The sequence below is a fragment of the Hymenobacter gummosus genome (assembly GCF_003970915.1).
In the GTDB taxonomy this organism is placed as follows: Bacteria; Bacteroidota; Bacteroidia; order Cytophagales; family Hymenobacteraceae; genus Solirubrum; species Solirubrum gummosum.
The window spans coordinates 1-21,744 of sequence record NZ_RXOF01000006.1 but is presented as its reverse complement, the minus strand read 5'-3'; the positions used below and the strand labels follow the sequence as shown (position 1 = coordinate 21,744).

Here is a 21,744-nt window from a genome sequence, read left to right as displayed (position 1 = left end):
TGCCCGGGGCCACGGCGCTGCAGCGCGAACCGCAGGTCAGCGGAGCTAACTTGTAGTTCGCGTATCGTTGCTGAGGTTGTTCCAGTAAAGGTCCGAACGATTATCCTCCGCGGCGCCACGCGAGCTGCAAGCTCACCCTACGCCGCGGACGACGCGCCACGGGCTAACTTGCACCCCGTGCCGCTCCGCTACCTCGCCCATTCCTTTATCGACCGTGCTGCCTGGGACGACTGCGTGCGGGCGGCAGAGCAAGTGGTGCCCTATGCCCAGAGCGGCTGGCTCGACGCCACCAATGCCGGGCCTTTCGACGCGGTGGTGGAGCCGGACCCCAGCAACGGCGGTTACCGCAGCATTCTGCCCGTGCCCACGCAGCGCCGCCTCTGGGGCCGCGAGGCGCTGCAGCCGCCCTTCACCCAGCAGCTGGGCCTGCTGACTACTGCCGGCAGCCAGCACCGGGAAGTAGGGGAGTATCTGGCCCCGCTAAAGGGCGAGTATGCCCGCCTGCACCTGCAGCTTAATGATGCCACCCCGGTGCCCGCGGCGGTGCCCACCGGCTGGCAGCTGACGGAGCGCCGTACTTACCACTTGCCGCTGGCCGCCGACTACGAGGCCATCCGGGCCGGTTACTGCGCCGACTACCGCCGCCGGCTACGCCAGCTCGGTGAGCGGGCCAACATCAGCATTCAAGAGGTGGCCGGTGCCGACGCCCTCGTTCGGCTGTTCCAGCGCGAAAAGGGCGGGGAAGTTGGTGGGATGAAGCAGGAGTACTACCAGCGGCTGCAGCGCCTGAGCGAGTGGCTGCATGGCCAGGGGCAGAGCCTGCTGCTGCACGCCCACGCCACTGATACCGCCGAATTGCTGGCCGGGGCGTTGTTTGTACGCTACCGCGGCCGGCTCGTATACCTCTTCGCCGCTGCCACGCCGGCCGGCAAAAAAGCCGCCGCCCCGCTGCTGCTGCTCGACGAAGCCATCCGCTGCCACGCCGCTACGCCGGGGCTGGTGCTCGACTTCGAGGGCGGCATGATTCCGAGTATTGCGCGGTTTTTTGCCAATTTCGGGGCGCGGCCCGTGCCGTACTATACCCTCACCCAAACCACCCGCCCGTGGTACCTGACCTGGATGCGCTGACCCAAAGCGGCCGCGTGCACATTGTGTGCGCCGAGCCCAGCATTGCCAACCACTTCCTTGCCGAGCTGCGCGACGTGACCGTGCAGCGCGACTCGCTGCGCTTCCGCCGCAACCTGCAGCGCCTGGGCGAAATCATTGCCTACCGCATCAGCTCCAAGCTCGACTACACCCACAAAACGGTGCAAACCCCGCTGGCCGAGTCGACGGGGGAGCTGCTGGAGGACTTCCCGGTGCTGGCCACCGTGCTGCGTGCCGGCCTGCCCTTTCACCAGGGCTTCCTGAACTACTTCGACCAGTCGCCCTCAGCCTTCGTGGCCGCTTACCGCATCGAGGCCACCTCGCGGGTGGAGGTGCAGGTTGATTACCTTGCTGCCCCGCGTCTGGATGGCCGCGTGCTCATCCTGGCCGACCCGATGCTGGCCACCGGCAAGTCGTTGGCGCTGACGTACCGAGCCATGCTGCGCTTCGGCCGGCCGCGGCAGGTGCACATTGCCGCCGTTATTGCCTCGCCCGAGGGCGTGCAGCACGTGATGCAGGAGGTGCCCGAGGCCCAACTCTGGCTGGCCGCCCTCGACGACCACCTCAACGAACACGCGTATATTGTACCCGGCCTAGGCGACGCAGGGGATTTGGCTTACGGCAGCAAGCTTTAACCGACGCCGCTGCTCCACTGGAAGGAACCTGCCGCCGCGCCCTCGGGTATACCGGTTTGTAGCTCATCTGTTTTGCCCACCATGTCCCAATTCGTCCTGCTCATGATGCCCCACGCGGTCAAGTACGCGTCGGTCTTCCTGCTCAGCATGGTGAAATTCTTCGGAGGGCCGCTGGCCGGGGCGGCGGCCGGGCTGCCCTTCATCGTCATCTGGGCCCTCACGGTGGCCGGCATGATGACCAGCATCCTGATTTTTACGGGCGTGGGCCGGGCTTTTGTGGCCCATTTGCAGCGCCGCCGCCGCCTGCGGCACCAGCCCATCTTCACCCGCCGCAGCCGCCAGATTGTGCGCGTGTTCAGCCGCTTCGGTATCGGGGGCATTGCCTTCCTGACGCCGATTCTGTTCACGCCCATCGGCGGGGCCGTTATTGCCACCCTGCTCGGCGTGAAGCGGCAGCACATTCTGCTGCACATGTTCTGGAGCGCCCTGCTCTGGGGCGCCGCCGGCGCCTTCCTGGCCATCCGCTTCAGCCACCTGTTTCATCAGGTCGGCCACTGAGGGAAACAGCACGGTCATCCTGACGAAGGAAGGACCTTCCTCACACCCCGCACCGCCGCTGATAACAACGCTCTGACGTTTGCCTGCACCAGACAGAAACCGCCGCCCCTGATGCTCTAAGCTTGGGGACGGCGGTTTTAGCGTATCTGCGGAGCAGCGTTGGTACTTTGCAGGTAGCGGCGGTGCGGGGTGTGAGGAAGGTCCTTCGCTGCGCTCAGGATGACCGTGCTGTTACTTGCGGCCTGAGCTTTACTTCCGCCGGGCGTTACGGTTTTTGGCGGCAGCGGCTTTGGCCGCCTTGGCCGTGGGCGACGAAGCCCGGCCCTTCGAGGGGTTCACCTTGCTGCCTTTTTTGCTGCGCTGCGGACCCTCGTAGGTTTTGCCGGTGCGCTTGTCCACTGTCACGCCGGTTTTCAGCCATTCCTGCTTTTCGTGGAAGGCGCCCTTGAATTCGGGGTCGGCTTTGCGGCGCAGGGCGTCCAGCTCGCGGGCCATTTTCTGCGCCTCCTCGAAGGGCGTCTCCGCTATTTTGACGTCGGCCGGAATGTCCTGCTGCGGAATCGGCTGCCGCATCAGCTCCTCGATGCGCTGCACGTGGGGCATTTCGGCCGGCGTGGCGAAGGTGAGGGCCGCACCCGTCAGCTCGGCCCGGCCGGTGCGCCCGATGCGGTGCACGTAGTCGTCGTACACCACGGGCACGTCGAAGTTGATGACGTGGCTAACGGCCGGCACGTCGATGCCGCGGGCGGCCACGTCGGTAGCCACCAGGAAGCGCACGTTGCCCTCGCGGAAGGCGTTCATGGAGTTCAGGCGGGTGTTCTGGTCCTTGTTGCCGTGAATTACGCGCGCCTCGCTGTCGATTTTGCGCTGCAGGAAGTGGTGGATGTTGTCGGCCGTTTCCTTGGAGCGGGCAAAGATGATGACGCGGTTGAACGCCGCGTTGTCCTTGATGAGGTGCTCCAGCAGGTGAATCTTGGTCAGGAAGTTGGGCACCTGGTACAGCGTCTGCTCCACCGTGGAGGCCGGCGCCGCCGGCGGCGTTACCTCGATTTTCACCGGAAATTCCAGGAATTCGGCGCTCAGCTCCTCCACCTTGGCCGGCATGGTGGCCGAAAACAGCATGTTCTGCCGCTTGCGCGGAATAATTTCGAGCAGACGCCGGATCTGGGGCATAAAGCCCATGTCCATCATCTTGTCGGCCTCGTCGAGCACCAAAGTCTTCAGTTCCTTCAGTATCAGGTCGCCGCGGGAGTACAGCTCCATCAGGCGCCCCGGCGTGGCCAGCAGGATGTCGACGCCCTTGAGCACGGCTTCGGAGTGCGTTTTCACGCCCACGCCGCCGTACACGGCCACAATGCGCAGGTCGGTGTACACGGCCAGCTTTTTCAGGTGCGTCTCGATTTGCAGAATCAGCTCCCGGGTGGGGGCCAGCACCAGGGCGCGGGGGTGAGTGCCCTGGGCGTATTTCACCTTCATCAGCAGCGGCAGGCCAAAGGCGGCGGTTTTGCCGGTGCCCGTCTGGGCCACGCCGAGCAAATCGTGGCCGGCCAGCAGCAGCGGAATAGCTTGCTGCTGCACCGGCGTGGGCCGCTCAAACCCGGCCTCGGCCACGGCATTCAGCAGTTGCTTGTTCAGCTTGAAATCCTCGAAGGACGCGGCGGCGGTGGGCTCGTTCATACCGCAAAGGTACCGTTTCCCGGCGCTTACGTCATCCGTCGGGCTTGGCGCAGCTGCCGGAGCTGCCAGGAGTCGATAATATTCGATATTAGAATGTTTTTATTTTATAAAAACATAGTACATTATGTTGGCAATCAACCTGCTTTCTTATGCGCGTCCTTGCTTACTCCCTCTTGGTGCTGGCGGCCAGCCTGAGCGCCTGTGAAAGCCCCAAAACGGCAACCGCCGAGGTCGATAGCCCCGCCGCGGCGGCCCCGCCCAACTCAGCGGCCTCTGCCGGTCCCGCCGCCGCTTCTGCTGCTCCCGCTACTCCCGTCAACGCCATGCAAAGCCCCGAAACGCAGAACCCCGCCCTGCCACCCGACCAGCAGTACCGCCTGCTGGGCGTCATCGACCCCGATATGAACAACGTGGTGGCCTTTGCCCTGAAGGTGCCCCGCGACTGGAAAGTGCAGCAGTCCTTCAAGCGGAAGTGGGCCGGGGCCATTCCCACGCCGCAGGTGTACCTCTCGTTCCGCTCGCCCGATGGCAGCCAGCAGATTGAGTACCTGCCCACCGACGACTATACCTACGCCGACGGCCCCATGGCCCAGAACATGCGCATGCAGATGCAGAGCATGGGTATTCCGAGTCCGGCCAACGACCGGCCGCCCATGCCGGCCCTGGCCTATATCAAGCAGGTGCTGCTGCCCCGGCTGGCCCAGCGCGGGCTGACGTTGCGTAACCTGACCAACGAAACTGCGCTGCCGTCGGAAAAAGCGCCCAACCAAGTGGTGAAGTCTGGCGCCTACGTCGACGGGGAGCTGGGCAACGGCCGCCGCGCCCGCGTGGCCTGCCGCATGCACCAGCAAACCATGCAGGCCAACGGCGAAACCTACTACGCCTGGACGGTGGTGCCCAGCATCACCCAAACCAACGCCGACCTGGCCGCCAGCTACGCCCACACCAAGACGGCCCAGGAGTCCATCACCATGAACCCGACCTGGCAAAAGCTCAACAATGACGTGGTGCAGAAAGGCCAGCGCATGAATAGCGACGCGCACGACCAGAACATGGCCGACCAGCGACGCTGGGCAGACATTCAGCGCCAGGGCCACAACCAGCGCATGGCCGACATTCAGCGCCAGGGCGCCGCCAATACGGCCCGCTACAATGAGCGGATGGACCAGATGGACGCCAGCCACAATGCCTACATGGCCCGCTCCAAGAGCCAGGACCAGCAGCACGAGTACTACGTCGACGCCATTCGTGAAAAGGAGAAGTATACCGACCCAACTACCGGCGAGCGGGTGAAAGTGGATGCCGGCTACAACCACGTGTACACCGACCAGCGCGGCCATTACTACGGCAGCAACACGCCCATTAACGCCAGCTCCGTGAACTGGCAGGAGCTGCAGAAACTGTCGATGAAGGAGTACTAGCGGCTTGGGGAGCAGGTAAATCAAAACGTCATGTCGAGCGAAGTCGAGGCATCTCGCGCGCTGACTACCACCAGTAATCAACTCGTTGGACGAGGATTTTACTATCCTGCAGCAGCACGCGAGATGTCTCGCGGGGCTCGACATGACGTTCGGTATTTCCTGATTAAACGTGCCAAACGCAGATTTTTTTTGCAGAAAACCCGCGGCGTTCTATCTTTGCACCACCAAACCCAACACGGTAGGTATAGCTCAGCTGGTTAGAGCGTCGGATTGTGATTCCGAAGGTCGTGGGTTCGAGCCCCATTACTTACCCTCTCAGGTCCCCGGAACTTTCGCTCCGGGGATTTTTTTTTGCTGAACGGGGTTAAAGCCCGCAACTTCGTCCTTAACGTAACACTCTGACTTTCCTGCTATGAGCTTGGTCGTAATCGGTACCGTGGCTTTCGACGCCATCGAAACGCCCTTCGGCAAAACCGACAAAATCGTGGGCGGCGCCGCCACGTTTGCTTCGTTGGCCGCTTCCTACTCCGTCAAGCCGGTTAAAATCGTCTCCGTCGTAGGCGACGATTTCCACGACAAGGACATTATGCTGCTGCAGGAGCACGGCGTGGACGTGGAAGGTCTGCAAATCAAGCAGGGCGAGAAGTCGTTTTTTTGGTCGGGCAAGTACAACACCGACCTGAACTCGCGCGAAACGCTGGCCACCGAGCTGAACGTGCTGGCCGATTTCGACCCTATCATCCCCGATTCCTACCAAGACTGCAAATACCTGATGCTGGGCAACCTCACGCCCCAGATTCAGCGCCTGGTGATTCAGCGCCTCGTCAACCGTCCCAAGCTCATCGTGATGGACACGATGAACTTCTGGATGGACGTGGCCATGGATGAGCTGCTCGAAACCATTCAGATGGTGGACGTGCTCAGCATCAACGACGAAGAAGCCCGTCAGCTTTCGGGTGAATACTCGCTGCTGAAAGCTGCGCGCAAGATTCTGGCCCTGGGGCCGAAATTCCTCATCATCAAGAAAGGGGAGCACGGCGCCCTGCTCTTCCACAAAAAGCAGGTATTCTTCTGCCCCGCGCTGCCACTGGAAGAAGTGTTCGACCCGACCGGCGCCGGCGACACCTTCGCGGGCGGCTTCATCGGCCACATTGCCGCCACCGACGACTGCTCGTTCGAGAACCTGAAGCGCGCCGTGATTCACGGCTCGGCCATGGCTTCGTTCTGCGTGGAGAAATTCGGCACCGAGCGCCTGCTGAACCTGACGCAGGAAGACATTCAGGAGCGCGAAAAGCAGTTCGGCGACCTGGTGCGCGTAGAAGAAGTGCTAGCCTAAGGCAACCCGACAGCGGGTGCGGGGGTAAAAGAACTATCGTTTCCCCACAACGCACCCACAGCCATGTCACAGAGCCAAAGCAAGCATAACCATAATAAAAACCAGGAGCTGATTCCGAACTCCCAGAAGGAAACCCACCTGGAAAACAGCCAGATTCCGGCTTCGAACAGCGGCGGCACCAAGGTGCAGAACGTAAGCCGCAACCAGATTTCGGAGGAAGGCAACCAGATCCGCAACAACGCCGCCGGCGGCAACAACAGCGAAATCCGCTCGAATGCCTCCAATAAGCCGCGCAGCAACCCGCAAGGCAACCACCCCATGTCGGTTGACAGCAGCCAGAAAGGCCCCGGCCGCAAAGCGGACTAAGCCCTTCGGAACTGCTTGATAAGCAAAAAGCCCCGCTGGATTTGTCCGGCGGGGCTTTTAACTTTTTGCTGCGACGGTGCCAAAAGCTGTCATTGCGAGGCGCAGCCGAAGCAATCTTTCCTCCAGTAGTACGGCCGACCCAATACTTTCGAACCGAAAAACCATCCGAACGATAATAGCCGCGCCCGAAACCATGGTTGCTTAGTTTCGGGCGCGGCTATTTTGGGTTTGTAGGTGTTGGGGCGGCGGTGCCTCGGGAGGAAGGATTGCTTCGGCTGCGCCTCGCAATGACAGCCAACCGCGCCGTTAATCCGGCAGCGTCAGCCGCATGACCCGGGTATCCACGTCGCCGTTGTGGATAAAGTCCTGCTCGAACAGCACCGTGTGGCCATTTAGCCAGCGGGGCTGACTGACGCCCCAATCGGTCTGCCGCTCCCAGAGCAGCTGCGGGCGGCCCGTTTGCATGCTCCACACCTGCAGGCCGCTGGGCTCGTAGCGGGCCAGCACGTCGGAAGAGCCGCAGATAAAGTAGTGGCCGTCGGGCGAGACGGACGGCGGGCTCCATACCACCGTCTGCCGGCCCGTGCGCTGATCCACGAGCAGGTAGTAGCCGCCTTCGTACAGGCGCACCGCAATCAGCCAGTGGTGAATGCCGGGCAGTGTGGCCACGTACTCGTACAGCACGCTGGTGTCGTAGTTCTCCGTGGGGTTGTTGACGAGGCGCACGAATTTGCCGTTCTGGCACTTCAGGGCGAGGGTGCGGCCGGCGCGCTGGGCGGTGCTGGCCTTGCGCAGGCGGCGGCGTTCTTCGGCTTCGGGGTCCAGCTCGTCGCCCTCGTCGGCGGCCTGGCTGACGAGCCATTCCTGCACCGGCAGCCGTTCGTAGGTGGCGCGGGAGCCGGGGTATAGCCGCACAATCTTCTCGCCCACCATCAGCGTGTCGAGGTAAGTGTAGCGGTACACGGGCGGCGGTACGGGGCGTTTTTTGACGGGTACAGGTGCCTGGGCGGGAGCTGGCAGCATGCTGGGCGGCAACGAGACGCCCGGGCGGGCACGCTCCGCTGGCTGCATGCGCAGCGAACAGGAAGTCAGCAGGCACAGGCCCCCCAGCACGAGCGGGGCCGGCAGCGGACGGAGCGGATACATACGCGTAAGCAGGGGAGTGGCGAAACGGACTAAAAGGCCTGGTTAAGCCACTGGCGGAAGCCGGCCTGCTCGGCCGGCGTAGCGTCGGGGCGCTTGTCCACGGTAATCTTGTCCCAGAACCGCCGGCCGGGCTCCGCCTGGAGCGAAACGGTGAGCAGTCGGTCTTGGCGGAATACGCTGATATCGTACACCGGTTGCCCCGTGCTGAGCAAGGTTTGCAGGTTCATGTCCACGCGCCGGCCATTCACGGCCACAATCTGGTCGTCCACCGTCAGGCTGCGGGCCGCGGGCGAATCGGGGTAGATGTCGGTGACTTCCGTCCGCTCGTTCTTGACCACCGTGCGGAAGCCGAACAGCCCTTCCGAGGCCGAGCCGCTGGCCTGCACCATCAGGGCGCAGCCCACGGTGCGCAGGGCCTCATCCAGCGGCGTTTCCAGCTCCTGGGTGCCGTAGATGTGCCCGTCGAAGTACCAGCTCAGGTCTTCGCCGGCCACGTCCTCCACGATGCGGCGGTAGTCTTCCTCGGTGTAGCCGATGCCGGTCTGGCCGAACTCCTGCCAGAGGCGGCGCATCACGTCGTCGAGGCTGCGCTGGTGGTTGTGGCGCTGGCGGATGTGCAGATCGAGCAGCAAAGCCACCAGGGCGCCTTTGTGGTAAACGGACACCTTGCGGTCGGGCACGCCGGGCTTGTAGCCGTCGAGCCAGAGGTCCATGGAGGCGTCGGCTACGGAGAGGTTGTAGCGGCCGTGGTCGTCGTAGTGCTTGCGCAGCACCGTATTCAGCTCGTCGAAGTACTGCCGGGCCGAGCGTACCTGGGCGCGGGCCAGCAGGTACTCGCCGTAGTACGTGGTGATGCCCTCGGCCACGAAGCAGGTGCGGAAGTAATTCTCGCGGGTGTAGTCGTAGGGCTGCATTTCGGCCGGGCGAATGGCCTTGATGTTCCAGACGTGAAACAGCTCGTGGCAGCTCACGCCCAGAAATTCCTTGTACAGGGCCTCGGTCATCAGCAGCTCCGCCGGCCCGAGCGTGACGACGGTGGAGTTCAGGTGCTCCACGCCGTGGTAGTGCTTGTAGGGCAGAATCTGGTTCAGGAAGTGGTAATCCGGGGCCGGAAAGCCCCCGAACAGCCGCAGCTGCTCCTCCGAAAAAGCTTTGAAGTCGCGCACGATAACCGGCCAGTTGGGCCGGGCCTCCGAGCCCTGCACCCACACGTGGAAGGGCAGGCCCCCGGCCTCGTACTCGGCGTGCTGCAGGGTAGGGGAGGCAATCAGCGGCGAATCCACCAGCTGGTCGAAGGAAGCAGCGGCCAGCACGTGCTTTTCGACCTCCTGCATGCCGCAGGCAATCTGCCAGCCCTTGGGCAGGGCCAGGTGCAGCTGGCAGGGCTCCGAGCGGCGGCCTTCGGCGTACATAAAGCACTGAATGCCGTTCAGGTACAACTGCGTCTCGTCGAGCCAGGAGCCGCCGGCATCCATCTGGTGGGCGTAGAAATTGTACTGCACCCGTACCGTACGGCCCGCCGCCCCATCGATTTGCCACCGGTCCTTGGTGAGCTTCTGCAGGGGCAGCGCTGCGTCCGAATCGGCGTCAAACGCTTCGACCCGCTGGATTTTCTGGCCGAAGTTCTGCAGTTCGTAGCGGCCCGGGCGCCAGGCGGGCAGCTGCAATTCCAGCGGCTCCGTGGCCTCGGCGGGCACGGCCAACTGCAGTTGCACCTGCAGGTAAAAAGTGAGCGGGTTGTGAAACGAGACGTAGTAGTGAATCATGCAAGTGGCGTAAACTTCAGTTTGCGCTGTCGCCGAAGGCGGCAATCCGGCCCCGAACAGTAAGCCTGTTCAGTAAGTTCGGGCCCATGAAGTCGTTTTACCGCCGCAATTTACCTCATATCCTGCCGCCCGGCGAAATCATCTTTTGCACCTTCCGTTTAGCCAGCTCCCTGCCCGCCGAAGCGGTATTCCGGTTACAGCAGGAACAAGACACCCTTGCCGCTCAAATCCGCCGTCAGTACGCGCACGACACGGCTGCCCTCGAAGCGGTATTGTACCAGCAGCAGAAGGCCGCTTTTGGGCGAATGGATGCGGTATTGGATGCCGTACGATACGGTCCTGCCTGGCTGAGGGAAACATTCGTGGCGCAAGCTGTAACCGCCGAAATCAGGCGATTGGACGAAGCCGACTGCGTGGTCATCAGTTATTGCATTATGCCCAATCACGTGCATCTGGTGGTGCAGCTGCCGCCGACGATGCCGCAGCCATTCGCCAAGCTGATGCAAGCGCTGAAAGGCCGTTCGGCGCGGCAGGCGAATTTATTGTTGCAGCGCAGCGGGCCGTTTTGGCAGCACGAAAGCTATGACCACATCGTGCGCCATGCGGCGGAGCTGGAGCGAATAATTGCGTATGTATTGAATAACCCAGTCAAAGCCGGATTGTGTAGCTCTTGGAAAGAGTGGCCGCACAGCTACTGGCGGCCGTAGCATAAGCTTCAGCTTGTGCTGCGGCTGAAAGCCGCAATGCGGTAACGCGCCGCCTGTATCGTGTGCACAAACCCTATCCGTAACCACTCCCAATCCGCCTTGGTGTCTTCAGCGCCAGCACAAGCTGAAGCTTATGCCACTTTCTTATTGCCTTTGTAGATATAAGTCCTTACCTTTGCCGGCCTTACATAACCGTGCCCCGTCATGAAAAGAACGTTTCAGCCTTCTCAGCGCAAGCGCCGTAACAAGCACGGCTTCCGTCTGCGCATGGAATCTGCCAACGGCCGCCGCGTACTCGCCGCTCGTCGTAAAAAAGGTCGCAAAAAGCTCACCGTTTCGGACGAGCACAAACACAAGCGCTAGTAGTCCGTCGCACGGCTGGCTTGCTGCTTTCTGACCGACCTTGCCTGATTCAGCAAACCCTCCAGTCGTGCCCCGAGTTTTCATGCCGGGCGCGCGCGCTTACACGTTTTCGAAAGAAGAGCACTTGTGCCGAAAAAAGCTCATCACCGAGCTTTTCGGCCAGGGCTCTTCTTTTGGCGTTTATCCCCTGCGCCTCGTGTGGCTGCCACTGCCGGAGCCTACCAATGAGCCGCCGCAGGTGCTGGTAAGCGTGTCGAAGCGCACGTTCAAGCGCGCCGTCGACCGCAACTACCTCAAGCGGCTGGTGCGCGAAGCTTACCGGCTGAACAAGCATCGGCTAACCGAAGCCGTCGGCGGCCACCGCGTGGGGCAGCTGGCCATTATCTACACGGGGAAGGAAAAAAAGCCTTTCACCGTCGTGCAGAATAAATTAATTTCAGGGCTAGAGCGTTTGGTACGCACTGCCGAAAGTGGAGCCGCGCCGAACAGCGCAACTTCTTCCGCGGTATAAGTGTCTGTGTTGTACAGCTACTGCCCCCTATGAACGTCCGCAAAACTACCCTCGGCCTTGCCGCCGGTGCCGCCCTGCTGTTCTCTTTCAAGTCGGCCACCGACAGTGAGCGGTACTTCGAAATAGCGAAGAACCTCGACATCTTCGCCACCCTGTTCAAGGAGGTCAATACCTACTACGTCGACGACGTGGCGCCCTCTAAGGTGATGAAAACGGGTATCGACGCCATGCTGAAGTCGCTCGATCCGTACACCAACTACATTCCCGAGGACGACATCGAGGACTTCCGCACCATGACCACCGGGCAGTACGGCGGCATCGGGGCGGTGGTCATCAAGCGCAGCGGCAAAACCATTGTGCAGACGGCCTACGAGGGCTTTCCGGCCCAGAAAGCCGGTTTGCTCCCGGGCGACGAAATCCTGTCCATCAACGGCATCAGCATGGACAAGAAGACCAACTCCGACATCAGCAAGCTGCTGAAGGGGCAGGCCAATTCCACCGTGAAGCTGATGGTGACGCGCTACGGGCAGGACGCGCCGGTCGAAATCAACATCACCCGCGACAAGATTCAGGTCGACAACGTGCCTTACTACGGCATGCTGACCTCCGATATCGGCTATTTCCAGCTCTCGGGCTTTACCGTGGATGCTTCCCGCGAGGTACGCAACGCGGTGACCAAGCTCAAGGAGCAGGGCGCCAAGAAAATCGTGTTCGATTTGCGCGACAATCCCGGTGGCTTGCTCAACGAGGCCGTGAACATTTCGAACCTGTTCGTGGACAAAGGGCTCGACATCGTCAGCACCAAGGGCAAGGTGACGGAATGGAACAAGACCTACAAGGCCCTGGACGTGCCGCTCGACACCCAGATTCCGCTGGCTATTATCACCTCTAACCGCTCGGCTTCGGCCTCCGAAATCGTGACGGGCGTGATGCAGGATTACGACCGGGCCGTGGTGGTTGGGGAGCGGACATTTGGTAAGGGCCTGGTGCAGGCTACCCGCCCGCTCAGCTACAACTCGCAGCTGAAGGTGACGACGGCCAAGTACTACATCCCGAGCGGCCGCTGCATCCAGGAAATCGACTACACCCACCGCGCCGACGACGGCACGTTGGGCAAGGTGCCGGACTCCCTGCGCACGGCCTTCAAAACCCACGCCGGCCGCGTGGTGTATGACGGCGGCGGCGTGGCCCCCGACGTGGACGTGAAGGACCCGGAGGTAGCGGCTATTACGCGGGTGCTCATTCAGAAAAACTACCTGTTCGACTACGCCACCCGCTACCGGGCCGAGCACCAGAGCATTCCACCCTCGCGCGAGTTTCAGCTCTCGGATGCCGAGTACCAGAAGTTCACGCAGTGGCTGCAGGGCAAGGACATCAACTACTCCACGCCCGCCGAAAAAGCCCTGGCCAGCCTCACCACGCAGACCAAGGACGAGAAGCACTACGAAGACGTGAAAGCCGAGCTGGAAACCATTCGCAAGAAGGTGACGGTAAACAAGGCCAACGACCTGACTCGCTTCAAGCCCGAAATCCGGGAGCTGCTGGAGCAGGAAATCGTGTCGCGCTACTACTTCCAGAAGGGCCAGATCGAAGCCACTTTCGATGATGACCCCAACATCCTGGCCGCCATTCAGGTGCTCAACGACCAGCCGCGCTACAGCTCCCTGCTGAAGCCGGGTGGCAAATCGGCCAGCGCCATGAAGGGCGCCGGGGTGCCGAACAAGCAGTAACATTCGACTACTTTTGTCGACGGAAAGCAGACTCAACAGTGGGTCTGCTTTTTTGTTGACCTGATTTCTATGTTGACACTCACGGCCAAGTCCTGGCAGGTATTTCTGATAATGATGGTGGCCGTGCTGTTGATGAACTTCAGCATCCGCGACATGCCGTTGGCGACGGATATCCTGTTCGTGCTAGGCGCAGTCATCTACTATGGCTGGTTTGCGGTGATAGGTAATACCCTAGCCGATTGGCTGCCGCGGGGCGCCGATTACAGCCGCACCTGGTTTCTGCTTGACGCATTTTTGGTGCTGGCAGCGCTGTGTCTGACGGGGGTAATGTTCGAAAGTCGCAGCTACACTGCTACGGGGGTAGCGGCGTTGCCCGGGTTCTACTTGCTCTTTGCTTTTTTCCACGTATTCTGGTTTCCGGCAGTTGTCTTGGTTGCCATTGAGAAGCAGCGTCGGCCAGAATTCGGGTTTTATTTTGGAACATTCTTACTCATGCTGTTCTGGCCAATCGGCCTGTGGTTTGTTCAACCCCGCCTGAACCGGATAGCCGCTGAACGCTTCGCCTAATGCCCCTCATTCTCGCCCTCGAAACTTCCTCCCCCGTCTGCTCCGTCGCCCTGACGCTGGACGGAGCCTTGCTGGCCGCCGCGGAGCTGCGCCTGGAAAAGTCGCACTCCTCGCACCTGACCGTGCTCATCGAGCAACTGCTCAGCAACGCCGGCTACACGTTGCCGCAGCTTTCGGCCCTGGCCGTGTCTGACGGGCCGGGCTCCTACACCGGCTTGCGCATCGGGGCGGCGGCGGCCAAGGGGCTGTGCTACGCCCTGGGCCTGCCGCTGCTGGCCGTGGGCACCCTGCCCGCCCTGGCCCACCAGGTAGCCCGGCAGGTGCCCAACGCCGCCGGCTTCCGCTTCGCGCCCTTGCTCGACGCCCGGCGCATGGAAGTGTACGCTGCTCTCTACAGCGCCGACGGGCAGGAGCTACAGGCGCCCGCGCCGGTCATCCTGGAGGCCGACAGCTGGGCCGCTGAGCTGGCCGCCGGGCCGGTAGTGTTCTTTGGCAGCGGGGCGGCCAAGTTTCAGCCCCTGGTGGCCGATAACCCCAACGCCCAGTTCCTGGCCGACGTGCAGCCCTCGGCTATTGCCGTAGCCCAGTTGGCGGAAGCGGCCTTTGCCCGCGGCGAGTTCAAGGATGTGGCCTACTACGAGCCTTTCTACTTGAAAGAAGTGCACACCACCACGCCCAAAGTGGCGCAGGGGTAGCAGCGGTTTGGCCGACTGCCAGCCTCTGTCGAGCCCAAAGCGAAGAGGCTTGTTACGGTCGCAGGACTGTCGGTAACGTGACCCAGGGCAGTGTGGTCAGGGCCCTTGCCTGAGGGCAGTCTGGCCAAGAACATACGCCAGGGTATCAGCCTGTCCGGCCGCAGCGGCTTCAAGTCCCTTCGGAATCCTTGGGGGAACCACCGGCAGCGGCTCTTGGGCATCCGGCACCCCGCCGCTTACGTCCGATACGCTCCCGCGAGGGTCCGATACGTTTCCATTGGCGTTCGGAACCTCCCCGCGAGGGTTAGGAACCTTCCCAACAGTAATATTTCGGCCTTGGCAGGCTCCTTTGGCCGTTTCGGGCGAAATGGGGAGCGGGGCGGCCGGGCGGCGTACCTTTGCCGGCCGCCGGGCGCGCGAACGAAACCGCGCCGGCATTGTTTTACCGGCAACGGCCGCTGCGGCCGCCGTCATTGCTGCTACTACCATGGACGAAATCATCAACCGCGTCGCGCAGAGTGCCCTCACCAGCCTCAACCTGGAGGAGCTGAAGCACCCCGGGGAGCGAATCGTGTACGACATCAAGGAAAACCTCTTCCACGGCCTGATGCTGCGCGAAAAGGACTTCCGCGACTTCATCAAAACCCACGACTGGACGCAGTACGACGGCAAGAACGTGGCCATCATCTGCTCGGCCGACGCCATTGTGCCCACCTGGGCCTACATGCTGCTGGCCTCCAAGTTGCAGGGCCACGCCCACCGCTACGTGTTCGGCAACCTCGAAGCGCTGGAGCAGGAGCTGTTTCACGAAGCCATTGCGGGCATCAACGCCGAAGACTACCGCGACGCCAAGCTGGTTATCAAAGGCTGCGGCTCCGACCCGGTGCCCACTTACGCCTACGTGGCCATCATGCAGAAGCTCTTGCCCGTCACGAGCAGCATCATGTACGGGGAGCCGTGCAGCACCGTGCCGCTGTACAAGCGCCCGAAGGCTTAAAGCGCAGCCAGTAACGAATCCGAGCTTCGGCGGAGCGGCTCCTTCACCACGCGGTAAAGGGGGCGCTCCGCCGAAGCTCGGTTGCTTTGACGCTTCAGCCGGCCTGACGAGGAGGCGTCCGCACTCGGTAACAGTTGTGCCAAACCGACCCTACTGCGCTTTGTCGACGCCGTCGAGCAGGGCGGCCATACCGGCTTCGCTGCTGTCGGCTTTTTTGCTGGCCTGCGCAGTTTTGATGGCGGCGGCCAGCTCCGGGGCGGCGGCGCTGATGGCTTTGGCGTTTAGTTTCACCGGAACGGTGGTGCCGTCGGGGCGGCTGAGGTAGTACGTGTACACCTCCGAAATCCGGTCGTTGTTGCTGTCCCCGTTGAGTACTACCCCGCCCTCGGCGGCCCGGTGGAGCTGGCGGCCGTGGTGCTTCAGCAGGCTATACTTGCCAGCGTGCAGCACCTCCACGAAGTTCAGGCGCTGCTCCGGCTGCGGGGCGTTGTCGAAGCGCCGGAAGGTGCGCATGGTGCCGGCCCCGGCTTCGTCTTTCATCACGAAGCTCTGCACCAGGCGGTGGTCGAGCAGCAGGGTGTCCGTCTTGCCTTTGGTTACGCCCAGCAGCTGCTGCCCGTAAGCATCGTAGCGCAGCAGCAAATCAACCATGCGGCCTTTGCTCATCACCAACTCGCCGGGCTGCCAGCTGCGCTGAATCCAGGGCTGGCCGTCGAGGTTGCGCCAGGCGTTGCCGTAGGTGTGGTCCATCTTGCCCTGCAGCTTGTTGGTCAGCTGGTCGGTGGGGCGCAGCACGAGGCCGGCATTGGGCGAGGGCAAGTTCACATCAAACTGTTGGGCGGTGGCAGAGGCCGTGGTCAGCCCGAGTAATACTAGGGTGGTGGTTAGCAGTTTCATACAGGTTTTCGGATGGGGACAGGTAAAGTAAGGAAACGACGCTGCGGCACTGTCCTGTACTCGACTGCTCACGCTTGGCCGCCGTTGCCTCCCGGCCGGCTCGGGCAGGCCTTCCGACCGGCATTAAGCAAAAGCTGCTTAACATCGCGCCTTATCAGCTTTCTTCCGGATGACGCAACCTGGCGCCCCCATTTATAAAATCGGCTTTTACACCGGCGTGGCCATCGTGGTGGCCAACATGGTCGGGACGGGCGTATTCACCAGCCTGGGCTTCCAGGTGCTGGGTACCCGTAGCGGCTTCGCCCTGCTGATGCTGTGGCTGGTGGGCGGCCTTATTGCCCTGTGCGGCGCCTTGTGCTACGGCGAGCTAGCGGCGGCCCTGCCCCGCTCGGGCGGCGAGTACCACTACCTCTCGCGCATTTACCACCCAGCGGTGGGCTTTTTGTCGGGTTGGGTGTCGGCCACGGTAGGCTTCGCCGCCCCCACGGCGCTGGCGGCCATTGCCCTGGGGCAATATGCCGAAAGCGTGTGGCCCGAGGTGCACGCCAATCTGCTTTCCCTACTGGTGGTCGTCGTGATTACCGCCGTGCACCTGATTAGCAGTCGGGCCGGCAGCCGGTTTCAGGTGGTCGTAACGGTGCTGAAAGTGGCCCTGCTGACGCTGTTTATCGGGGCCGGGCTGCTGGCCGAGGCGCAGCCGCTGCGCTTCGCCCCCGCCGCGCCCGATTGGCGGGAGCTGCTCACGCCCTCCTTCGCGGTGTCGCTGATTTACGTATCGTACGCCTATTCGGGCTGGAATGCGGCCGTGTACATGGCCGGCGAAGTAGAGCAGCCCCAGCGCAATTTGCCTCGCATCCTGCTCACTGGCACGCTGCTAGTAGCCCTGCTCTACGTGGTGCTGAACTACGTCTTCCTGCGCACCACCCCGCTCGACAGCCTCGCCGGCCAGCTGGAAATTGGCTTTCTGGCCGCTAACCAGATTTTCGGCGTGTACATCGGGCAGTTCATGGGCGCCGGCATTGCCCTGCTGCTCGTGTCCACCGTCAGCTCTATGATTTTTGCCGGCCCGCGCATTATCCAGACGATGGGGGAGGATTTGCCCGCCCTGCGCTGGCTGGCCCACCGCAGCCGCCGCGGCCTGCCGGTGCGCGCCACCCTGTTTCAGTCCCTGCTGACGGTGGTGTTCATTGTGTCGGGCACGTTTCAGCAGGTGCTGCTCTACGCCGGCTTCGTGCTGAACCTGTTCACCTTCCTGACGGTGCTGGGCCTGTTTGTGCTGCGCGTGCGCCAGCCCGAGCTGCCGCGGCCCTACCGCACCTGGGGCTACCCGGTCACGCCGCTGGTGTTCCTGCTGCTCAACGGCTGGACGCTGGTGTTCTTGCTGCGCGACAAGCCCATGGAGTCGTTGCTGGGCCTGGGCACGGTGCTGGCTGGCCTGCTGGTATACGCGCTGGTGGTAGCCCTGGGCCGTACGGGCGCCCCCGCTAGCCAGTAGGGGAGGGGCGGGCGGCGCAGGCGAAACGGCCGGGGTAAACGCCGCGGCGCTTATCTTTCCCCCCTCGATACGTAGCCGTTTTCCCACATGTCCTTACTCCGCCGCCGCTGGCTGCTGCCGGTTGCCCTCCTGACCTTCGTCGCCTGTTCCGAACGCAAATCCACGCCTACTGAGCCGGCATCCCCGCCCGCCCAAGCCCCCGATTCGGCTACGGCCGCCCAGCCCAAGCCGGCGCCTCCCGCGCCCGCCGATACTTCCGATGTGCAGGATGTAGCCGCCTACTTGGCCGGGCTGCCCGTCAAGCAAGCTTCTGCGCTGCGCCCCCTCTCGGCCCGCCCCGAGTGGCAACGCTTCGCCGCCGACGCCGACGAGAGCTGGACCAACTACCACAGCACCCGCACCGAAAAGATTGAAGCCTGGGCCCGGCAGGAGCTGGATTCGGTACGCCGCACCAGTCCCGTGGTATTCTACCCCTTCAGCGGCCCCGATTTGCTGAATGCCGTTACCGTCTTCCCCCAGAGCGACGCCTACGTGCTCATTGGCCTGGAGCCCGTCGGCACCGTGCCCGGGCAGGCCTCCCTCGAAAGCCCCAAGCTCTACAACGCGGTTAAAACCTCGCTCTGGTCGGTGCTGAACTTCAGCTTTTTCCGCACCAACAGCATGGCCGTCGACTTGAAGTCCTTGGAGCTGGACGGCTCCCTGCCGCTGATTCTGCTCTTCGCCGCCCGCACCAACCACCAGGTCACCGACGTCAAATACGTCCGCCTCTCGCCCGAAGGCCAGCTGATTCCCGCTGATTCGGCCGATGCCAAGTCCAAGCTGGTGCCCGGCGTCGAAGTCGACATGCGCAACGCCGATGGCCACGAGCAGAAGGTGTATTATTTCTCCGCCGACCTCAGCGACTGGAAGCTGGGCCAGACCAAGGCCTCCATTCTGCAGTACGCCCGCAGCCTGGGCCCACTGACCACCTACGTGAAATCGGCCACCTACCTGATGCACAAATCGTACTTTAGCCAAGTGCGCAACCTTATTCTGGAGCGCAGCCGCTACGTACTGCAGGACGACTCCGGCATTGCCATGAAGTACTTCAAGCCTTCCGACTGGCAATTCATCCACTACGGTACCTACCGCCGCCCCATTCCGATGTTTGCCAAGCACTACCAGCCGGCTCTCACTGCCGCCTATCAGGATTCGGTGAACAAAGCCCGTCCTTTGCCCTTTGGCACCGGCTATAACTGGCGCGTCAACGACTCCAACCTGATGCTGGCCAAGCGCCTGACCGGGCCGTCCAGCTAGTCTGCTTTGGTACAAAAAAAACCGGCCGGTACAAATTGGTATTAACTGAGCGGATGAAGGATGATGTTGGAGCGGATTGTTACTGGCTTACTACTGACGACGATGGGGGGTCTGGCCGGCCACCTAGCGTCCTTTACTGCTCCGTCCGCTGCTCAGCTACCCGTTCCGCTTAATCCTCTCGACAGTCTGTTGCGCGCCACGCCGGCCCTGGCTTCGGTAGTGCAGCAGGCCGAGAAATACGAGCTGCAGATCATCTACACTCGCATCGACCGCGACGTTCAGAACCAGCCTCACTTCACCCAGTACGACTACCGGCTTGACGAGCGGGCTTATTTTAACCCCGCCAGCCTCGTCAAGCTACCTGTGGCCATCCTCTCGCTGCAAAAGCTCAATGAGCTTCGCCAGCAGGTGCCCGCCCTCACGCGCCGCAGCATCATGGCCACCGGCGTAGCCGGCCGCTGCCAGACCGCCGTGCCCTTCGCCGCCCCCGCCGATTCCGACCGCGTGGCCAGCGTGGGCAACTACATAAAGCGCATGCTGCTGGTCAGCGACAACCAGGCCTACAACCGCCTTTATGAGTTTCTCGGCCAGCAGTATCTGCATGAGCAGCTGCAGGCGCTGGGCTACCCCCAAGTCCGCATCACCCGGCGCTTCGCCCCCTGCGACACAGCTGCAAACCGCTGCACCAATCCCATTACCTTTCACGAGCCGTCGGGCTCTCTTATATATAGACAGCCTGCCGCCTGCAATACTTCTCCACTCAGCCTCCCGTTGGGCAGGGTTCAGAAAGGCCGTGGCTATTACGCAGGCGGCAAGCTAATTCAGCGCCCCTACGACTTCACCACAGCTAACTACCTCCCCCTGCAGGTCGTCAACAACCTATTGAAGACGGTAATCTTTCCCCCTTCAGCTCCCGCGGCCAAGCAGCCAACCCTAACCGCGGCTGACATAAGCTTCCTCCAGTACTACCTGAGTGCTACGCCCCAGAGCTCCGGCTTTCGGCCCTACGCCGGGCCTGAATATTTTGCCGCGTATAAAAAGTACCTCTATTATGGCCGTCAGCGGCAGGCTCAACCCCAGCCCGGGCTCCGCATCTATAATATAGTCGGCATGTCGCACGGCTACTTAGCTGATTGCGCCTACTTCTTCGATGAGAAGTCCGGGATTGAGTTCATGCTAAGCGCCGTGCTCTACGTCAATGCCGACGGTATCCTGAACGATGGCCAGTACGAGTACACCACCATGGGCCTTCCATTCCTGGCGCAATTAGGGCAAACCGTTTACCGGTTAGAGCAACATCGGCCCCGGCCTTTCCGCCCGTTTCTACCTGCTCCTACAAGTCGATGAAATATTTTGCGTCGTTTATAGCGCATAAGATCAGACGATTAAGCGGGGTAATATGACTGTATTAGCGTTGAAGAGATAATACGGTTTGGAAAACCGGAAACAACCCGCCACTTTTGCACTCCCAATCCGAGACGCGGATGGCCAAAACAGCCGATTTAGGCTTGTTTCGGGTCAAGCTATATGGGCTAACGCCAAACAAGAGTAAAAAGAATTTTCTCTCGCTCTTGACTTTCTGAAAATGGAAGTGCTACCTTTGCACCCCGATTCAGCAGGAGGCGGCGAGAACAGCGAGCAGCGAAAAAAAAAGTTGCTTGCGGGACTTGACACGAAAGCTTAATTGTACCGACCTTTGCCCTCCGTTTCGCCTTGAAACGATAGTGTAAAGAAAAGCAGCAAGAAAAAAACTTGCGCTTGGAACTTGCAGAGGTGGCAACGAGTTTGTTACCTTTGCAGCCCGGTTCGAAACGCGAGCCGAGCAGAATTGAAAAGACGGGGTCAACGGAAAAAAGTTGCCTCGGGGTTTGGAAAGAAAGAACAACGCTTCTTGCCTTTGCAACCCGAAACGAAAACACCGAAGCGAACCGCGCTTCGGCACTGAACACAGCAGGTGTTCACACGTTCTTTGAGAGAGTGTTGAAAACGACAAGGTAGTAGCCGCTGAGGTGCTGTGAAGCACGGCAGGCGGTGAACCAAGCGAAACGAACAAACCAATCCTGTCAGACCGTCGTGCTTCGGCACGACAACGACAAAAGATGGCTAGGACAATCGCTACTCTAAGGAGTGGCACACAAACTTTTACAATGGAGAGTTTGATCCTGGCTCAGGATGAACGCTAGCGGCAGGCCTAATACATGCAAGTCGAACGGGGCAGCAATGCCCAGTGGCGCACGGGTGCGTAACGCGTAGGCAATCTGCCTATCTCTGGGGGATAGCCCGCCGAAAGGTGGATTAATACCGCATAACACTGCAGGGCGGCATCGCCCAACAGTTAAAGAATTTCGGAGATAGATGAGCCTGCGTGCCATTAGCTAGTTGGTGAGGTAACGGCTCACCAAGGCGACGATGGCTAGGGGAGCTGAGAGGCCGAT

20 protein-coding genes, 1 tRNA gene and 1 rRNA gene are annotated in these 21,744 nt (G+C 61.6%); 18 read left to right on the top strand and 4 right to left on the bottom strand.

Features of this window, described 5'->3' with window-relative positions; translation table 11 throughout:
* The first annotated feature begins 177 nt into the window (after positions 1-177).
* The 3 genes from EJV47_RS11945 (at position 178) to EJV47_RS11935 (ending at position 2,339) form a co-directional block, all read left to right on the top strand.
* A complete protein-coding gene (locus tag EJV47_RS11945; protein ID WP_165903718.1) occupies positions 178-1,128 on the top strand; it encodes a GNAT family N-acetyltransferase in 951 nt (316 codons plus the stop codon).
* Positions 1,104-1,781: a uracil phosphoribosyltransferase gene (upp, locus tag EJV47_RS11940; protein ID WP_126693389.1), complete on the top strand. Its 678-nt coding sequence runs from the start codon at positions 1,104-1,106 to the stop codon at positions 1,779-1,781. Before EJV47_RS11945 ends, upp begins: the two co-directional genes overlap by 25 nt.
* 81 nt (positions 1,782-1,862) lie before the next feature.
* Entirely contained in the window at positions 1,863-2,339 is a 477-nt protein-coding gene (locus EJV47_RS11935; RefSeq protein WP_126693388.1) for a hypothetical protein, read from the top strand.
* A 249-nt stretch (positions 2,340-2,588) separates the two neighbouring features.
* On the opposite strand, the gene EJV47_RS11930 is transcribed toward EJV47_RS11935, so the two are convergent.
* Positions 2,589-4,016, bottom strand: coding sequence for a DEAD/DEAH box helicase (locus tag EJV47_RS11930; protein WP_126693387.1), 1,428 nt, complete (start codon positions 4,014-4,016; stop codon positions 2,589-2,591).
* 149 nt (positions 4,017-4,165) lie between these two features.
* On the opposite strand from EJV47_RS11930, the gene EJV47_RS11925 reads away from it, so the two are divergent.
* The 4 genes from EJV47_RS11925 to EJV47_RS11910 all read left to right on the top strand — a co-directional run bounded on the left by EJV47_RS11925 (position 4,166) and on the right by EJV47_RS11910 (position 7,139).
* The gene (locus EJV47_RS11925) at positions 4,166-5,437 is read left to right on the top strand and encodes a hypothetical protein (protein WP_126693386.1); all 1,272 of its coding nucleotides are present in this window, start codon (positions 4,166-4,168) and stop codon (positions 5,435-5,437) included.
* 238 nt (positions 5,438-5,675) lie between these two features.
* Positions 5,676-5,749 (top strand) — tRNA-His (locus tag EJV47_RS11920).
* Between the two features lie 100 nt (positions 5,750-5,849).
* A complete protein-coding gene (locus EJV47_RS11915; protein WP_126693385.1) occupies positions 5,850-6,773 on the top strand; it encodes a PfkB family carbohydrate kinase in 924 nt (307 codons plus the stop codon).
* 63 nt (positions 6,774-6,836) lie between these two features.
* On the top strand, positions 6,837-7,139 hold the full coding sequence (locus EJV47_RS11910) for a hypothetical protein (protein ID WP_126693384.1): 303 nt from the start codon (positions 6,837-6,839) through the stop codon (positions 7,137-7,139).
* A 306-nt stretch (positions 7,140-7,445) separates the two neighbouring features.
* Here EJV47_RS11910 and EJV47_RS11905 read toward each other — a convergent pair whose 3' ends face one another.
* Positions 7,446-8,285 (bottom strand): hypothetical protein, encoded by an 840-nt coding sequence (locus EJV47_RS11905; RefSeq protein WP_126693383.1) that lies wholly within the window; start codon positions 8,283-8,285, stop codon positions 7,446-7,448.
* 29 nt (positions 8,286-8,314) lie between these two features.
* Positions 8,315-10,051, bottom strand: coding sequence for a M61 family metallopeptidase (locus EJV47_RS11900; RefSeq protein ID WP_126693382.1), 1,737 nt, complete (start codon positions 10,049-10,051; stop codon positions 8,315-8,317).
* 86 nt (positions 10,052-10,137) lie between these two features.
* Between EJV47_RS11900 and EJV47_RS11895 the strand changes: the two genes are divergently transcribed.
* The 7 genes from EJV47_RS11895 (at position 10,138) to EJV47_RS11865 (ending at position 15,621) form a co-directional block, all read left to right on the top strand.
* Positions 10,138-10,758, top strand: coding sequence for an REP-associated tyrosine transposase (locus tag EJV47_RS11895; RefSeq protein ID WP_126693381.1), 621 nt, complete (start codon positions 10,138-10,140; stop codon positions 10,756-10,758).
* A 204-nt stretch (positions 10,759-10,962) separates the two neighbouring features.
* Positions 10,963-11,121, top strand: a complete 159-nt coding sequence (gene rpmH / locus EJV47_RS11890; RefSeq protein WP_078014902.1) for a 50S ribosomal protein L34 — start codon at positions 10,963-10,965, stop codon at positions 11,119-11,121.
* Between the two features lie 67 nt (positions 11,122-11,188).
* Positions 11,189-11,632 carry a ribonuclease P protein component gene (gene rnpA, locus EJV47_RS11885; RefSeq protein ID WP_243651127.1) on the top strand — a complete coding sequence of 148 codons (444 nt, stop codon included), beginning with the start codon at positions 11,189-11,191 and terminating at the stop codon, positions 11,630-11,632.
* 29 nt (positions 11,633-11,661) lie between these two features.
* Positions 11,662-13,362, top strand: a complete 1,701-nt coding sequence (locus EJV47_RS11880; protein ID WP_126693380.1) for a S41 family peptidase — start codon at positions 11,662-11,664, stop codon at positions 13,360-13,362.
* A 69-nt stretch (positions 13,363-13,431) separates the two neighbouring features.
* A complete protein-coding gene (locus EJV47_RS11875) occupies positions 13,432-13,929 on the top strand; it encodes a hypothetical protein (protein ID WP_126693379.1) in 498 nt (165 codons plus the stop codon).
* A complete protein-coding gene (gene tsaB, locus EJV47_RS11870; RefSeq protein ID WP_126693378.1) occupies positions 13,929-14,624 on the top strand; it encodes a tRNA (adenosine(37)-N6)-threonylcarbamoyltransferase complex dimerization subunit type 1 TsaB in 696 nt (231 codons plus the stop codon). Before EJV47_RS11875 ends, tsaB begins: the two co-directional genes overlap by 1 nt.
* Positions 14,625-15,111: 487 nt before the next feature.
* Positions 15,112-15,621 carry a DUF2480 family protein gene (locus tag EJV47_RS11865; protein ID WP_126693377.1) on the top strand — a complete coding sequence of 170 codons (510 nt, stop codon included), beginning with the start codon at positions 15,112-15,114 and terminating at the stop codon, positions 15,619-15,621.
* Between the two features lie 150 nt (positions 15,622-15,771).
* Here EJV47_RS11865 and EJV47_RS11860 read toward each other — a convergent pair whose 3' ends face one another.
* Entirely contained in the window at positions 15,772-16,518 is a 747-nt protein-coding gene (locus EJV47_RS11860; RefSeq protein ID WP_126693376.1) for a hypothetical protein, read from the bottom strand.
* 169 nt (positions 16,519-16,687) lie between these two features.
* Between EJV47_RS11860 and EJV47_RS11855 the strand changes: the two genes are divergently transcribed.
* The 4 genes from EJV47_RS11855 to EJV47_RS11840 form a co-directional block, all read left to right on the top strand.
* Positions 16,688-18,013 carry an APC family permease gene (locus tag EJV47_RS11855; RefSeq protein ID WP_126693375.1) on the top strand — a complete coding sequence of 442 codons (1,326 nt, stop codon included), beginning with the start codon at positions 16,688-16,690 and terminating at the stop codon, positions 18,011-18,013.
* Between the two features lie 87 nt (positions 18,014-18,100).
* Entirely contained in the window at positions 18,101-19,309 is a 1,209-nt protein-coding gene (locus EJV47_RS11850; RefSeq protein WP_126693374.1) for a hypothetical protein, read from the top strand.
* 189 nt (positions 19,310-19,498) lie between these two features.
* Complete coding sequence (locus EJV47_RS11845) at positions 19,499-20,656, top strand: serine hydrolase (protein ID WP_165903717.1); 1,158 nt, start codon at positions 19,499-19,501, stop codon at positions 20,654-20,656.
* A gap of 797 nt (positions 20,657-21,453) precedes the next feature.
* Positions 21,454-21,744: ribosomal RNA gene (locus tag EJV47_RS11840) — 16S ribosomal RNA — on the top strand; the annotation flags it as partial.

Excerpts from the sequence above, each read along its gene's own strand:
- EJV47_RS11935 (WP_126693388.1), top strand. The coding sequence starts at position 1,863 with ATGTCCCAATTCGTCCTGCTCATGATGCCCCACGCGGTCAAGTACGCG.
- EJV47_RS11930 (WP_126693387.1), bottom strand. The coding sequence starts at position 4,016 with ATGAACGAGCCCACCGCCGCCGCGTCCTTCGAGGATTTCAAGCTGAAC.
- EJV47_RS11925 (WP_126693386.1), top strand. The coding sequence starts at position 4,166 with ATGCGCGTCCTTGCTTACTCCCTCTTGGTGCTGGCGGCCAGCCTGAGC.
- EJV47_RS11915 (WP_126693385.1), top strand. The coding sequence starts at position 5,850 with ATGAGCTTGGTCGTAATCGGTACCGTGGCTTTCGACGCCATCGAAACG.
- EJV47_RS11910 (WP_126693384.1), top strand. The coding sequence starts at position 6,837 with ATGTCACAGAGCCAAAGCAAGCATAACCATAATAAAAACCAGGAGCTG.
- EJV47_RS11905 (WP_126693383.1), bottom strand. The coding sequence starts at position 8,285 with ATGTATCCGCTCCGTCCGCTGCCGGCCCCGCTCGTGCTGGGGGGCCTG.
- EJV47_RS11900 (WP_126693382.1), bottom strand. The coding sequence starts at position 10,051 with ATGATTCACTACTACGTCTCGTTTCACAACCCGCTCACTTTTTACCTG.
- EJV47_RS11895 (WP_126693381.1), top strand. The coding sequence starts at position 10,138 with ATGAAGTCGTTTTACCGCCGCAATTTACCTCATATCCTGCCGCCCGGC.
- rpmH (WP_078014902.1), top strand. The coding sequence starts at position 10,963 with ATGAAAAGAACGTTTCAGCCTTCTCAGCGCAAGCGCCGTAACAAGCAC.
- EJV47_RS11880 (WP_126693380.1), top strand. The coding sequence starts at position 11,662 with ATGAACGTCCGCAAAACTACCCTCGGCCTTGCCGCCGGTGCCGCCCTG.
- EJV47_RS11875 (WP_126693379.1), top strand. The coding sequence starts at position 13,432 with ATGTTGACACTCACGGCCAAGTCCTGGCAGGTATTTCTGATAATGATG.
- tsaB (WP_126693378.1), top strand. The coding sequence starts at position 13,929 with ATGCCCCTCATTCTCGCCCTCGAAACTTCCTCCCCCGTCTGCTCCGTC.
- EJV47_RS11865 (WP_126693377.1), top strand. The coding sequence starts at position 15,112 with ATGGACGAAATCATCAACCGCGTCGCGCAGAGTGCCCTCACCAGCCTC.
- EJV47_RS11860 (WP_126693376.1), bottom strand. The coding sequence starts at position 16,518 with ATGAAACTGCTAACCACCACCCTAGTATTACTCGGGCTGACCACGGCC.
- EJV47_RS11855 (WP_126693375.1), top strand. The coding sequence starts at position 16,688 with ATGACGCAACCTGGCGCCCCCATTTATAAAATCGGCTTTTACACCGGC.
- EJV47_RS11850 (WP_126693374.1), top strand. The coding sequence starts at position 18,101 with ATGTCCTTACTCCGCCGCCGCTGGCTGCTGCCGGTTGCCCTCCTGACC.